At 38.1% G+C, this 13,841-nt stretch carries 10 protein-coding genes; 8 read left to right on the top strand and 2 right to left on the bottom strand.

Annotation, left to right across the window (positions count from 1 at the left end):
- Positions 1-8 precede the first annotated feature (8 nt).
- Together PFY09_RS17160 and kduI are read right to left on the bottom strand one after the other, a co-directional pair.
- A complete protein-coding gene (locus tag PFY09_RS17160; RefSeq protein ID WP_271160504.1) occupies positions 9-791 on the bottom strand; it encodes a gluconate 5-dehydrogenase in 783 nt (260 codons plus the stop codon).
- A gap of 9 nt (positions 792-800) precedes the next feature.
- Entirely contained in the window at positions 801-1,637 is an 837-nt protein-coding gene (kduI, locus tag PFY09_RS17155) for a 5-dehydro-4-deoxy-D-glucuronate isomerase (RefSeq protein WP_271160503.1), read from the bottom strand.
- Between the two features lie 852 nt (positions 1,638-2,489).
- Here kduI and PFY09_RS17150 point away from each other — a divergent pair.
- The 8 genes from PFY09_RS17150 (at position 2,490) to PFY09_RS17115 (ending at position 13,838) form a co-directional block, all read left to right on the top strand.
- A complete protein-coding gene (locus PFY09_RS17150) occupies positions 2,490-5,504 on the top strand; it encodes a SusC/RagA family TonB-linked outer membrane protein (RefSeq protein WP_271160502.1) in 3,015 nt (1,004 codons plus the stop codon).
- A gap of 10 nt (positions 5,505-5,514) precedes the next feature.
- Positions 5,515-7,347 carry a RagB/SusD family nutrient uptake outer membrane protein gene (locus PFY09_RS17145; protein WP_271160501.1) on the top strand — a complete coding sequence of 611 codons (1,833 nt, stop codon included), beginning with the start codon at positions 5,515-5,517 and terminating at the stop codon, positions 7,345-7,347.
- Positions 7,348-7,426: 79 nt separating this feature from the next.
- A complete protein-coding gene (locus PFY09_RS17140) occupies positions 7,427-8,449 on the top strand; it encodes a pectinesterase family protein (RefSeq protein ID WP_271160500.1) in 1,023 nt (340 codons plus the stop codon).
- 34 nt (positions 8,450-8,483) lie between these two features.
- Positions 8,484-8,621: a hypothetical protein gene (locus tag PFY09_RS17135; protein ID WP_271160499.1), complete on the top strand. Its 138-nt coding sequence runs from the start codon at positions 8,484-8,486 to the stop codon at positions 8,619-8,621.
- A gap of 53 nt (positions 8,622-8,674) precedes the next feature.
- The gene (locus tag PFY09_RS17130) at positions 8,675-9,670 is read left to right on the top strand and encodes a DUF4861 family protein (protein ID WP_271160498.1); all 996 of its coding nucleotides are present in this window, start codon (positions 8,675-8,677) and stop codon (positions 9,668-9,670) included.
- 11 nt (positions 9,671-9,681) lie between these two features.
- Positions 9,682-10,941 carry a glycoside hydrolase family 88/105 protein gene (locus PFY09_RS17125; protein WP_271160497.1) on the top strand — a complete coding sequence of 420 codons (1,260 nt, stop codon included), beginning with the start codon at positions 9,682-9,684 and terminating at the stop codon, positions 10,939-10,941.
- Between the two features lie 294 nt (positions 10,942-11,235).
- Positions 11,236-12,879, top strand: coding sequence for a glycoside hydrolase family 43 protein (locus PFY09_RS17120; protein WP_271160496.1), 1,644 nt, complete (start codon positions 11,236-11,238; stop codon positions 12,877-12,879).
- Between the two features lie 125 nt (positions 12,880-13,004).
- Positions 13,005-13,838, top strand: coding sequence for a rhamnogalacturonan acetylesterase (locus PFY09_RS17115; protein ID WP_271160495.1), 834 nt, complete (start codon positions 13,005-13,007; stop codon positions 13,836-13,838).
- The last annotated feature ends 3 nt before the right edge of the window (positions 13,839-13,841 follow it).

The raw sequence follows: 13,841 nt of genomic DNA, 5'->3' as shown, positions 1-13,841 counted from the left end.
TTCTATTGTTATTCATTAGCAGGCTTTCCGATGGTTGCTAAAATTCCGCCGTCAACGTAGATAATCTGTCCGTTGATGAACTTACTTGCATCTGAAGCTAAGAAAATAGCTGTTCCAGCAAGGTCTTCCGGGTTGCCCCATCTTCCTTCCGGAGTTCTGCTGATGATAAATTCGTTGAACGGATTTCCGTCCACTCTTATGGGTTCTGTCTGCGACGTTGCAAAATATCCGGGTCCGATTCCGTTTACCTGAATATTATGTTTCGCCCATTCTGTTGCTAAATTTTTGGTGAGCATTTTAAGTCCGCCTTTTGCCGAAGCATATGCAACGACGTTATCGCGTCCCAGCTCACTCATCATCGAACAGATGTTGATGATTTTTCCGGATTTTCTCTTGATCATGTATTTCCCCACTAATTTGGACATGATAAAAGGTCCGGTAAGGTCTACATCGATTACTTTTCTAAAGTCTTCCACTTCCATATCAATTGCCGGAATGCGTTTGATGATTCCTGCATTGTTGACAAGGATGTCTATTTTTCCATGAGCAGCTTCCATTAAGGCTACTTTCTGGGCGGCTTCCCGTTCGTCGGTTACATCGAAAATATATCCGGTTGCTTTGTATCCTTTGGAATGATAATATTCCAGAGCTTCGTCTAATTTTTTCGGTGTTGTACTTGTGATCGCCAATTCGGCTCCCGCTGCGGCAAGACCTTCTGCCATTGCCATTCCCAATCCGTGAGTTCCGCCTGTAACAACGGCAACTTTACCGGATAAATCGAATAAATTCATGTGGAAAAATTACTTGAGTTCGTTAGTTTTTACAGCATCCATATCGCCATAATCCATGTTTTCTCCCGCCATTCCCCAAATGAAGGTGTAATTGGATGTTCCGACTCCTGAGTGAATGGACCATTCGGGAGAAAGTACGGCTTCGTTGTTTTTCATAAAGATATGACGCGTTTCATGAGGCTGCCCCAGAAAATGACTTACCGCCTGACCTTCTTCCAGATCGAAATAGAAATAAGCTTCCATTCTTCGGGTGTGCGTGTGAGAAGGCATCGTGTTCCAGACACTTCCTTCGTGCAGTTCCGTCATTCCCATCTGTAATTGGCAGGTTTCCAGTACGCTGTTCACAATCAGTTTATTGATTGTTCGTTTGTTTGCGTATTTTGTTTCGCCCAATTCTACAATTTCCGCTTCGTTCTTTGTAATTTTCTTTGTAGGATAAGAATGATGAGCGGGTGCAGAATTGAAATAGAATAAGGTCTGTCCTTCGTTTCCGTTTTCAAAAACCACATCTTTTGCTCCTTTTCCGATGTATAAAGCTTCTTTATTTCCCAGTTCGAAAACCTCGCCGTCAACAGTCACCTTTCCAGCTGCGCCTACATTGATGATTCCCAGTTCTCTTCTGTCTAAGAAATTTTCAGCCTTTAAATCGTCTGTCGGTTCCAGCTTCAATGGGCTTTTTACCGGCATTGCACCTCCGACAATCATTCTGTCGTACATAGAATACACTACATTGATCTGATCTTCATTAAATAAATCATTCATTAAAAACTCCCTTCTCAGGTCTTCAGTTGTATATTTTTTTACATCTTCGGGATGATGGGCGTATCGAAACTCAGATTTTGTCATCTTCTTTACTATTCATTTTTGCGGTTTTAACAAAACTTATTAAACATTGTGTAATCGATTGCATAAATTACACTGAAAATTTGCAGAAATACTTTCGGGATAAATATATAATTAATATTCAAATGATCAATAAAAATTTCAAAAAATATGATAAATAATTATAAATCAATATTTTAAATGATTAAATTAATTCATAAATTAATAAAATATGACCAGAAATTTAATCATTATTTAACCAAAATAATGCTTCAGGATTTGATTGAAATAAAAATCTATTAGAAAAATAGTTGGACTTTAACAATACTGATTCTGTAAACATAATTCAAAATAAATTTATTCTATACATATAATAAAGCTAAATTTTATCACTAAAAAATTTCACTCTAAATTTCCTTTTAAAAAACTGATAAAAATCAGGAAAATGCATTAATTTTTATTCTTGATGATGAATTTGGGGAAATCCGGAGTCTTAAAAACACGTAAATTTTAAGATTTTTTTAAGTTATTCTATAATCCGGACAGAAAAATTTAAAGGAAAAAAAATATAAACAAAAATTCATAAAAAACTGATTAACAAATATTTAAAATTCTAAAATTAATTATTAATTACAGCATTTCACTTCAAATTAATGAAAAAATAATATTTTTTTCTTTGCATATTCAAAAATAATATTAGTTTAGAAGCGAGAATATTTTGACTTGAAAAATTACGCAATCGATTGCACTACGGAAAGTGTAAGATTTTCTAAAATATTTACCACTAAAAAAGCAGTAGAATACTTCCAAGATCCACCAATGAAAACAAAGATTGAAAAAAACTTTCAACCAAAATTAAAACTATAAGGATACAAAATGGATAAAAAAGTACAATCAGTAAAGTGGTTATATTTAACTGTCTTTCTACTTCCTGTCCTTGCAATGGCTCAAGAAAAAGAAACAAAGAAAGAAAAAGAAACCAAAATCGACGAAGTGGTTTTGGTGGGATATACAAAAGTTTCTAAAAAAGACGTTACCAATGCTGTTTCTTCTGTAAAAGCAGAAGCTATAAAAGATATGCCTTCTACCAATGCTGCAGAAGCAATACAGGGAAGAATGGCGGGAGTACAGGTGTCTCTGAGTGAAGGTTCACCGGGAGCCGATGTAGATATTGTAGTAAGAGGAGGAAACTCTATTACAGGGAGCAATGCTCCATTATATATTGTAGACGGCGTACAGATGGATAACGCGCTTTCCATCCTTTCTCCTAAGGAAATTCAATCGATCGAAGTGTTAAAAGACGCCTCTTCCACAAGTATTTACGGAGCAAGAGGAGCCAATGGTGTTGTCCTTATTACCACGAAAGGCGGTCGTAAGAGAGCAAAAACATCAATTAATTACAACGGATTTTTAGGGGTAAGAAAAATTCAGAATACGATAGATGTCCTCGATCCTTATCAATATGTTCTCTATCAGTACGAAATATACAACAAAGGCGGTGTACAGACTGATATTGATGCATTCAAAGCGAGATACGGAACTTTTGCAGATCTGGAAAAATACAAATCCGTAAAAAAGAGAGACTGGCAGGATGAAGTTTTCGGACGAGAGGCATTCAACTTCACTCACAATCTTGCCATAACAGGCGGATCTGATAATTCTTCTTTCTCATTATCACTAAATAATGTACAGGAAGACGGAATCATGATTGGCTCAGGATTTAAAAGAAATATGGCAAACTTTAAGTATGATTATGATGTTTCGAAAAAAATCAGCATCACATTAAATGCCAGATACAGCCGCCAGATGATCTACGGAGCAGGAACTTCTTCCACCGGTTCGCAAAGTACCAACAGACTGAGAAATGCTGTGAGATATCAGCCGTTTGAAGGTGGTTCCAATGTAAATGTAGATGAGTTCGATCCTTTATTTGCCAACGAAACCAACCTTGTAAACCCTATCCTTTTAGCGAACAGCGAGGTGAAAGAAAACGGAAGAAACGACCTCCTTTTAAATGGAATCATCGAATACAGAATCAATAAAGATTTCACTTTCAGAAGTGTGATCGGATATGTACAGAGAGATGAAATGGTGAATCAGTTTTCCGGACTTATTACTTCTCTTGCAAGACAAAACAACGATCAGCTTATTGTTTTCCTGAGCAAGGCTCAATCCAGAAGAATCACGAATACCAATACGCTGAACTTCAGAAAAACTTTCGGAAATCATAAGCTGGATTTACTGGCAGGACAGGAAACCGTAAAAACAGATGCAGAATCTTTAACGATGAACATCAAATGGTTCCCAAAATCCATCAGCGCAGAAGAGGCATTTGCCAATATTCAGGCGGCTTCTCCTCCATCGGGACAGGTTCAGGATATTCCGAAAACAAACGTTTTACCGGATCGTCTGGTTTCATTTTTTGCAAGAGCCAACTATATTTTTAACAACAAATATATCTTTACTGCTTCCATGAGAGCGGATGGTTCCAGTGTATTCGGGCCCGGAAACCGATGGGGCTATTTTCCGGCTGCTTCAGTTGCATGGAAAGTAAATGAAGAAAATTTCCTGAAAGACAGTAAAGTAGTGAGCGAATTAAAACTTCGTGCAGGTTACGGTTTATCCGGAAACAACAGAATACCGGCATTTTTATACAGTACGTTTTTCACGACATCATCAGATTACGGATATGCATTCGGGAACAATGTAACACCGGGAGCTACAACAGGAGCGATTATGTCTAATCTTAATGTAAAGTGGGAATCGGCGGCTTCTAAAAATATCGGGGTAGATTTTGGATTATTCAACGGAAGAGTTTACGGAACGGTAGATGTTTATCAGACCGATACAAAAAACCTTTTATTGCTGGCTAAAATTCCTCAGACTTCAGGATATGAATATCAGTATCAAAACTCGGGAAGCACTTCCAATAAAGGAATTGAATTTTCTGTAGGCGCCGCGATCATCAACAAAGAAAACTTTAACTGGAAAATTGATGCGAATTTATCTTCCAACAAAAATGTGATTAAAAGTCTAGGAAATAGTGCTTCCGCAAGTGCAAATTCTTATCTATATCCTTCAGGATGGCAAAACAACCTGAACGATTTCCTTGTACAGGTCGGAAAACCGGTAGGAACATATTGGGGATACATTACAGCAGGAAGATATGAAGTAAGCGATTTCGATTATAATCCTACCACTCAGGTTTATACTTTAAAAGCAGGAATTCCGAGTTCTGCAGCAGCAGCAAACGGAGCGAAAGCTGTACAGCCGGGAGATCTTAAACTTGCAGACCTTAACGGTGACGGAATTATCGATAATAAAGATATGACGGATCTGGGAAGCGCACAACCGAAGTTTTACGGAGGTTTCAACCAGACCTTCCGTTACAAAAACTGGGATATGAGTTTAATGTTCAATTTCTCTGTAGGAAATAAAGTATATAACGCGAACAAAATAGAATATTCTACTCAGTATCTTTACCGGGACAACAATATGCTGGCTGAAGTTGCCAACCGATGGAGATGGTTTGATGATGCAGGAAATAAAGTGAATGATCCTACCGCTCTTGCCGCTTTAAACGCCAATACAACAGGATTTACACCTCCTGCAGGAGCTTACTTCCTCCATTCTTATGCTATTGAAGACGGTTCTTTCTTGAGACTGAACAACGTTACAATAGGATATTCTTTAGGAAAAGATTTCACCAAACAATTGGGATTATCCAATTTCAGATTGTATTTTACGATGAACAATCTGTTCACGATTACAGGGTATTCCGGGTATGATCCGGAAGCCAACACGAGAAGAAATCCGTTAACACCGGGTGTAGATTATGCAGCGTATCCGCGAAGCAGATTTATTTTATCAGGAGTTGATATCACTTTTTAAACCTAATATTATGAAGAAAAATAAATTTTTAGCCATTCTTTTTTCTGTCATCGGAATATTTTCTCTGAATTCTCTGAATTCTTGTGAAGAATATTTAGATGTAGAAAGCTTATCCAATACTTCAGAAAAACAGCAGTTTGATTCCGCAGCAGACACATTTTTCGCTTTGGTCGGAGTGTATAATGCAACCATGGGAGACAATACCTACGGACAGAGAATGAACCTGATTCTTTCTCAATCCGGAGACGACATGAGAACTTCGGGAGATTATAACGCAAACGACCGAAGAGGAGTAAGCTGTTTCGGAGCGATTCCAACGAATACTGAGCTTTTAAGACCGTTTTTAGATACGTACGCAGGAATTGAAAGAGCTAATCTGGTGATTAAAAACATTCCGCTTTCTCCTGTGTATCAGACGGGTTCAGCGGCGGATAAAAAATTAATGGACAGATATTTGGGAGAAGCTTTAACTTTAAGAGCACACTTCTATCATGATCTGATCAAAAACTGGGGCGACGTTCCTTTTCAGGATGTTCCTTCTGCTGATCTTCCGAGCGTGTATCTCCCAAAAACAGACAGAGACGTTATTTATGATAAGATTCTGGAAGATCTTTTAAAAGCAGAAAGTTTAGTTCCCTGGAGATCCGAAGGCGGAACCACCGCTCAGAGAATTTCGAAAGCAGCGGTAAAAGGATTACGAGCAAGAATTGCACTGGCAAGAGCCGGGTATTCATTAAGAAGAAGCCCACAACAGATGATGCAGGGTTCCAATCCTCAGAAATATTATCAGATTGCTTATGACGAATGTAAAGACATCATCAATTCCGGACAGCATCAGTTGAATCCGAGTTATGAAGGATTATTCAGATCACTGCATACCAACAGCGCAGATACATCCAACGAAGTAATTTATGCTATCGGAGCTTTCGGGGGAAATTCCAGAACAGACAGTAAAATAGGATATTACAACGGTTTAAGACATGATGATACCGACTGGAAATCTTCCGGAGGAATCAGCGCAATTCCTGTTTATTTCTATGAATTTACAAAATATGACCTGAGAAGAGATGTAAATATTGCCATCTTCAGGGTAAATACTTCAAAGCAGGAAGAACTTCAGACTTCCATCAACTGGAACGACGGAAAATTCAGAAAATCGTGGACTTCCATCACAGGAACTTCACAAAACCTTGGAATCGACTGGCCTTTGCTGAGATATGCAGATATTCTATTAATGTTTGCCGAAGCCGATAATGAGCTTAATAACGGACCTTCTGCACAGGCAGTGAATGCAGTTCTTTCGGTAAGACAAAGAGCCTATGCAGGAAATTTAAGTCAGGTAGGAACTATTCCGACCGACAAAACAGGATTCTTTAATTATATCGTTAAAGAAAGACAACTGGAATTCGGAGGTGAAGGTCTTAGAAAATACGATCTGATCCGCTGGAATCTTTTAGAAACGAAAATCAACGAAACAAGAGCTAAACTTACCCAGTTTATGAACGGTACAGGAGCTTATGCCAACGTTCCGGAATACATCTTCTACAAAAAAGTAGCGTATAACAAAGACAGAACGGCACAGCAAAACGTTTCGGATATCGATTTCTACACCGCAACAGGAGTTGCCAAAGCAGATATTTTCTACAGCCCGAACCAAAGTGTTGCAACGCCTTCCGGATATACAAAAGTAAACTGGAGACTGGCGATGACGCAGCCTTACATCAGTGGAGATCCCGTGAAAAGTTATGCGTATTATTTTCAGGCTAACAGAAAGGAATTACTGCCGATTGCTTTAGACGTAATCAACTCCAATTATAATCTTACGCAGGATTATGGGTATTAGAAAATAGTTCACATTCATATCAGAAAAATACAGGCTTCATCTCCAAAGTGGAGTCTGTATTTTAATCAAAAACTATTCAATGAAAGCTTCCTTTTTTCTTAAAAATTTAAATTCTTTTTTTGCTTTTTTGATCGTATTGCTCAGTTTTTTTTCTTTTAAAGCCAATGATAGAACCATCGTGGTTTCAAAAGACGGAAAGGGGAATTTCACTACCATTCAGCAAGCCATCAATGCAGCAGAAAACGGATCTTCCGTAAGAACAAGAATTGTAGTAAAAGAAGGAATTTACAAAGAAAAAATTACCATTCCGGAAACAAAAGGCGCTATTTTCCTTGAAGGTGAAAATCCTGAAAAAACCATCATCACCTACGACGATTTTGCATCAAAAAAGAATCCGGAAGGAAAAGAATTTGGAACTACAGGTTCATCAACGGTTTTTATTTACTCAAATGATTTTACGGCAAAAAATATTTCATTCGAAAACAGTTCAGGAAAAGTAGGACAGGCAGTTGCTGTTTTAACGACGGGCGACCGAATAGCTTTTGAAAACTGCAGATTCTTAGGAAATCAGGATACGCTGTATTTAAAAGGCGTTCAGGATTCATCAGACAAGACAAAACCCTCCAGAAATTATTTTAAAAACTGTTACATCGAAGGAACAACCGACTATATTTTCGGAGCCGGAACCGCTGTTTTTGAGGAGTGCATCATTTATTCCAAAGAATCGGCAAGCTATGTTACCGCAGCTTCTACTCCACAGGAAAACGAATTCGGATTTGTTTTTATCAATTCAAAAATAGAAGGAAACGCAAAAGAAAGTTCAGTCTATTTAGGAAGACCGTGGAGACCTTTTGCCAAGACCGTTTACCTTAATTGTGAGATGAATTCCACCATACAACCTGAAGGATGGCACAACTGGAACAAGCCCGATGCAGAAAAGACCACGTTTTATGCAGAATTTAACTCCAAAGGAAACGATTCAGATCACTCCAAAAGAGTATCATGGTCGCATCAGCTAACCAAAACCGAGGCAAAAAAATATACAAGAGAAAAGGTTTTAAAAGGAAAAGACAATTGGAATCCGCTTATAAATCTTAAGTAAATATTCTAAACACCACAATTTTTATAATGCCGGAATGCCCGATGAATGGGAAATTAAAAACAGACTGAATCCTGAAGTTGCCAATGCCAACGGAAAAGATCTGGATAAAAACTATGACAATATTGAAGTTTACTTTAATGATCTTGTGAAAAATATAACCGGACAACAATAAAAGTAAATAACCATGAAAACTTTTATTGAAAACAGTGATCTAATAAAATGTATATGAAATTGAATGTATTTAAAATAATAGCTGCAGCAGTATTTGTGTCCTCAAATTTTCAGGCTCAGACATCTGTTATTCAAAAGATCAGAAGCAATCCTAAAGCTCCGTTCTGTTATGCAGAACTTGCAGTGAAAGAAGGCGGAAAATGGGAAGGCGACAAATACATCGGAGGAACTTTCAAAAACGTTCAGGAACTCACCATTCCGGAATCGCATACCGATCATTCCACCTATATCAGATACGAAGGCATCGGTCTGGAAAACAACCAGATCGGATACCGCTTATATCTTGACTGGAGAAATGCCACGGATATTTTTGGTAAAAAAGTCAACACTCTGGTTTTACCGGAAGTCGGACAGGACGGTTTTGAATCGTATCATCACGATGCAGCTTGGGGACAGGATATTCTGAAATCCGGACGCACCATCGGAATTGGTTCCTACGGAAGATATGATGAGCAGAATGATTTTGTTGAAACATTTAAAATCGTAAAAAGCACCGTCGCGAAAGTGGTGAATGAAAAAGAACAGTCTTACGCAACCATCGAATACAAAGGCTGGAAAACATGGGGTGATGCCATCGATCTTGCTTCAAAACTTACCATTTTCAATAAAGACCGTTTTGTAAAAGTGGATTTAAATCTCAGTAATTCTATTTCAGGGTTATGCACCGGAATTGTTGCCATAAAAAATATTCCGCTGAAACAGGGAATCAGCAAAAATAAAAAATGGGCTTACATCGCAACTTACGGTAACCAGACCGAAACCAAAAAAGACGACAATCTCGGAATGGCTGTCTTCTACCCTCTTGAAAGTTTTGATAAATATGTGAAGACAAAATCTACGCATACTGTAGTTTTCAAGAAGACAAAGAACGTTTCCTATTACTTTTTAGGAGCGTGGTCTCTGGAACCGAACGGCTTAACGACAGAAGAAGCTTTTTATCAGGATTTGGATCAAAAACTGGAAATTTTAGATAAAAATAATCAACTTTAACGTTTACAATCATGAATTTCATTAATCAGCATATCAAACTATTCACACTGGTCGCTTTAAGTTCAGGCATCTTTTCAGCCTATGCGCAGACAAAAACTCCGGTTAACGCTTCAATTCAGAAACAATCTTCAAATTCAGGAAAAATAGTTCCCCTCAATCTGAAATGGTCTGAAAGAATGCTGCTGTCCGAAATGCACCGTTTTCCTGAAGCATGGATGCTGGATTTCAGCAAAACTCCGAAATGGACGTATCCTACTGCCATTGTCCTTGATGGTGCAGAAAAACTGTATGCCAAAACAGGTAAAAAAGAATACTACAACTACATCAGCCAATTTGGCGAAAAACTTATTCAGGAAGACGGAACCATCATTACTTACGATCTAGACAAGTACAATATTGATATGCTGAACAGTGGAAACGTTCTCCTCTATCTTTACGAAAAAGAAAAAAAAGAAAAATACCTGAAAGCACTTCAAACCCTTCGTCTTCAGATAGACGGACAGCCAAGAACGAAAGAAGGTTCTTTCTGGCACAAAAAGATTTATCCTTATCAGGTATGGTTGGATGGTTTATACATGGGAATGCCTTTCTACACGCATTATACACACGACTTCGTGAAAGGAGCCGATGCGGCAAAAGCGTATGACGACATTCTTTTACAGTTCGATTCTGTTCAGGAACATCTTCTGGATAAAAAAACAGGTCTTCTGTATCACGCCTGGGACGAAAGCAAAAAAGAAGCTTGGGCAGACAAAGAAACCGGACTGTCGAAGAATTTCTGGGGAAGAGCAATGGGATGGTACGGAATGGCAATGGTAGATGTTCTGGATTATCTGCCAAAAGATCATCCCGGAAGACCCAAATTAATTTCTTACATTAAATCTTATACCGATGCCATCATCAAAGTTCAGGATAAAAACAACGGACTGTGGTATCAGGTTTTGAATAAAGCAGGAGAAAAAGGAAATTACACCGAAGCAACTGCCTCATCCATGTTTGTTTACACCATCATCAAATCTGTGAACAACGGTTATTTGCCGAAATCCTATAAAACGTATGCTAAAAAAGGCTACGACGGAATCATCAAAAATTTAATCACTGTTGATGAAAACGGAGTGGTGAATTTAAATAAATGCTGTGCTGTTGCGGGTTTGGGCGGAAAACCTTATCGCGACGGTTCTTACGAATATTACATTAACGAAGAGATCCGTTCCAATGATGCCAAAGGAACAGGACCATTCATTCTGGCAAGTCTGGAGTTTGAAAAATAATACTTAAAAACCTTTAAGATAAGAGTTAAGAATTTAGAATTCATTAAGTTAAACCTATCATTTTACAAAGCAGAAAACTTAAACTATAGCTAATTTTAACTACACTAAACTCCTCAATAAATCTTAATGCTTAAAAAATGTTCTTATATAATTTCAACAACTATCATTTGCTGAGTGAATAGTTTATGCTGAGCTTGTCGAAAGACCTTTGCGATCGAAAAATATGAAGTAAGCCATTAAAAAAATCTTTGCGCTAATTGCATTAAAATTTAAACCAGATTAAAAATCTGATTTATGAAAACAAAAAACATTTTAAATATATTTTCAATAGCCATTTTTTCCCTTGCATCAAATTATTTGAGAGCACAGGAAAAAAACTACGTTTCTGAAGTATGGAGTGCGGATCAGGGAAAAAACTACAAAAATCCCGTTCTGTATGCAGACTATTCCGATCCGGACGTGATTCGTGTGGGAGATGATTATTACATGACGGCTTCAAGCTTCAATGAAACTCCCGGTTTGCCGATTCTTCATTCAAAAGATATGGTGAACTGGAAACTGGTGAATTATGCCATTCAGGATATTCTGCCGAAAGAACATTTTTCAACCCCAAAACGAGGCGACGGAATCTGGGCTCCGAGTATGAGATTTCACAATGGCGAATTTTATATTTACTGGGGCGATCCCGATTTCGGAATCTATATGGTAAAAACCAAAGATCCGCTGGGAAAATGGGACGAACCTGTTTTAGTAATGCAAGGAAAAGGACTGATAGATTCCTGTCCGTTCTGGGATGAAGACGGAAATGCCTATCTTGTTCATGGCTGGGCGGGAAGCCGAGCCGGAGTAAAAAGCATTTTAACATTAAATAAAATGAATCCGGAAGGAACACAAGTGCTAGATAAAGGCATTCACGTTTTCGACGGTCATGATGCTCATCCCACCGTTGAAGGTCCTAAAATGTATAAAAGAAACGGCTATTACTATATTTTTGCTCCGGCAGGCGGCGTTGCTACAGGTTGGCAATTGGTTCTGAGATCAAAAAATATATACGGACCTTACGAAGAAAAAATTGTGCTGGAACAGGGTTCCACAAAAATAAACGGTCCGCATCAGGGAGCGTGGGTAGATACACCTTCCGGAGAAGACTGGTTTTATCACTTTCAGGATGTGGATGCGGGAGGAAGAATTGTTCACCTGCAACCCATGAAGTGGGAAAAAGACTGGCCTTTTATAGGAACAGATTTTAACAAAAACGGAATCGGCGAACCTGTTTTAACGTATAAAAAACCAAACGTAGGACAATCCTATCCTATCGTTACTCCGCCCGAAACTGATGAATTTGATGGTGAAAAATTAGGACTACAATGGCAGTGGAGTGCAAATGAAAATATCGTATGGTCTTCCAAACTTCCCGGACAGAAGTTTTTAAGATTATTCTCCATAAAAGTTCCCGAAAGTGAAAACAATCTCTGGAATGTCCCGAATCTGTTAACTCAGAAATTTCCGGCTCCCAATTTTGCAGCTTCCACAAAAGTTAAATTAACGCCCGAAGATGCCAAAGAAGGAAAAACTGCAGGACTTTTGGTGATGGGACTGGATCATCAGTCCATCGTGATTACCAATAAACCGGATGGATTTTATGTACAGTTAAGAAGAGCCGAAAAAGCAGATAAAGACGGCGAAGAAAAGATTTTATTTGAAACAAAATTAAAAAGCAACGAAGTCTATCTGAAAGTAAATGTAAACGAACCGAATGGTTTATGCCAGTTCAGCTACAGCGAAAACGGAAAAAATTTCATCAAAGCGGGTGACGCTTTTCAGGCAAAACCCGGAAAATGGATCGGAGCCAAAGTTGGGCTGTACAGCATTAGTACATCAAAGGCACCTCGAGGCGGATACGCCGATTTTGACTGGTTCAGAATCACCAAGAATTAATTTTTATTTGATTTAAAAAATCTGCGCCATCTCCAAAATCTGTTAACGAAAAATAATAATCAGATTCTTCAATACATTTCATTTCGTTCAGAATGACAGTGTATATAAAAATTTATTTAGAATCAATGAATAGAAAAATTTACAATATAGTTTCATTTTTAATCGTCGTTTTGCTGTTGTCGGGATGCAAGTCTCAGAACACTACAGCAGCAAAACACGTTAAAAAAATTACCCATATTTATCTCATCGGAGATTCTACCGTGGCAGATTACACCGGAAACTACGAACCCGGAAAAGATTATATGAAAGTAAGATATCCCATTACAGGATGGGGACAGGTTTTTCAGCCGTTTTTTGCGAAAGACAGTTTGGCTTCTTTAAAACCTGCTATTTCAGCGGACTCTGTGGAAATTATCGACAAAGCGCATGGCGGAAGAAGCACGCGTACGTTTTTTCAGGAAGGAAGATGGAGAGAGGTATACGAACATTTGCAGCTGGGTGATTATGTCATCATGCAGTTTGGACATAACGACAGTTCTGAAAAACATCCGGAACGGTACGTAAACATTCAGGGATACAAAGAATTTTTAAGATTATTTGTAACGCAGACGAAACAGAAAGGAGCAAATCCTGTTATTTTAACTCCCGTTGCCAGAAATTACCCATGGAAAGACGGAAAACTGGAAAATGTACACGGTGAATACAGCAAAGCGCCCATCGAAATTGCTAAAGAAATGAACGTTCCATATATTGATCTGAATACATTATCTATGGAATATTTTACCGGAAAAGGACAGGATTTTACCACAACTCATTACTTTATGAATCTTCCGGAAAATGTATACGAAGCCTATCCCAAAGGTCAGAAAGACAACACTCATTTTCAGCCCGAAGGAGCAAAAGTGGTGGCTTCCATTGTTTATCAGGAATTTAAAAAAATAATTAAAACTCAAAAATAATAA

This window comes from Chryseobacterium gambrini (genome assembly GCF_027920505.1).
GTDB classification, from domain to species: Bacteria; Bacteroidota; Bacteroidia; order Flavobacteriales; family Weeksellaceae; genus Chryseobacterium; species Chryseobacterium gambrini.
This window is presented reverse-complemented; position numbering and strand designations above follow the sequence as displayed.

Coding starts and splice junctions, on each gene's coding strand:
- PFY09_RS17160 (WP_271160504.1), bottom strand. CDS start 791: ATGAATTTATTCGATTTATCCGGTAAAGTTGCCGTTGTTACAGGCGGA.
- kduI (WP_271160503.1), bottom strand. CDS start 1,637: ATGACAAAATCTGAGTTTCGATACGCCCATCATCCCGAAGATGTAAAA.
- PFY09_RS17150 (WP_271160502.1), top strand. CDS start 2,490: ATGGATAAAAAAGTACAATCAGTAAAGTGGTTATATTTAACTGTCTTT.
- PFY09_RS17145 (WP_271160501.1), top strand. CDS start 5,515: ATGAAGAAAAATAAATTTTTAGCCATTCTTTTTTCTGTCATCGGAATA.
- PFY09_RS17140 (WP_271160500.1), top strand. CDS start 7,427: ATGAAAGCTTCCTTTTTTCTTAAAAATTTAAATTCTTTTTTTGCTTTT.
- PFY09_RS17135 (WP_271160499.1), top strand. CDS start 8,484: ATGCCCGATGAATGGGAAATTAAAAACAGACTGAATCCTGAAGTTGCC.
- PFY09_RS17130 (WP_271160498.1), top strand. CDS start 8,675: ATGAAATTGAATGTATTTAAAATAATAGCTGCAGCAGTATTTGTGTCC.
- PFY09_RS17125 (WP_271160497.1), top strand. CDS start 9,682: ATGAATTTCATTAATCAGCATATCAAACTATTCACACTGGTCGCTTTA.
- PFY09_RS17120 (WP_271160496.1), top strand. CDS start 11,236: ATGAAAACAAAAAACATTTTAAATATATTTTCAATAGCCATTTTTTCC.
- PFY09_RS17115 (WP_271160495.1), top strand. CDS start 13,005: ATGAATAGAAAAATTTACAATATAGTTTCATTTTTAATCGTCGTTTTG.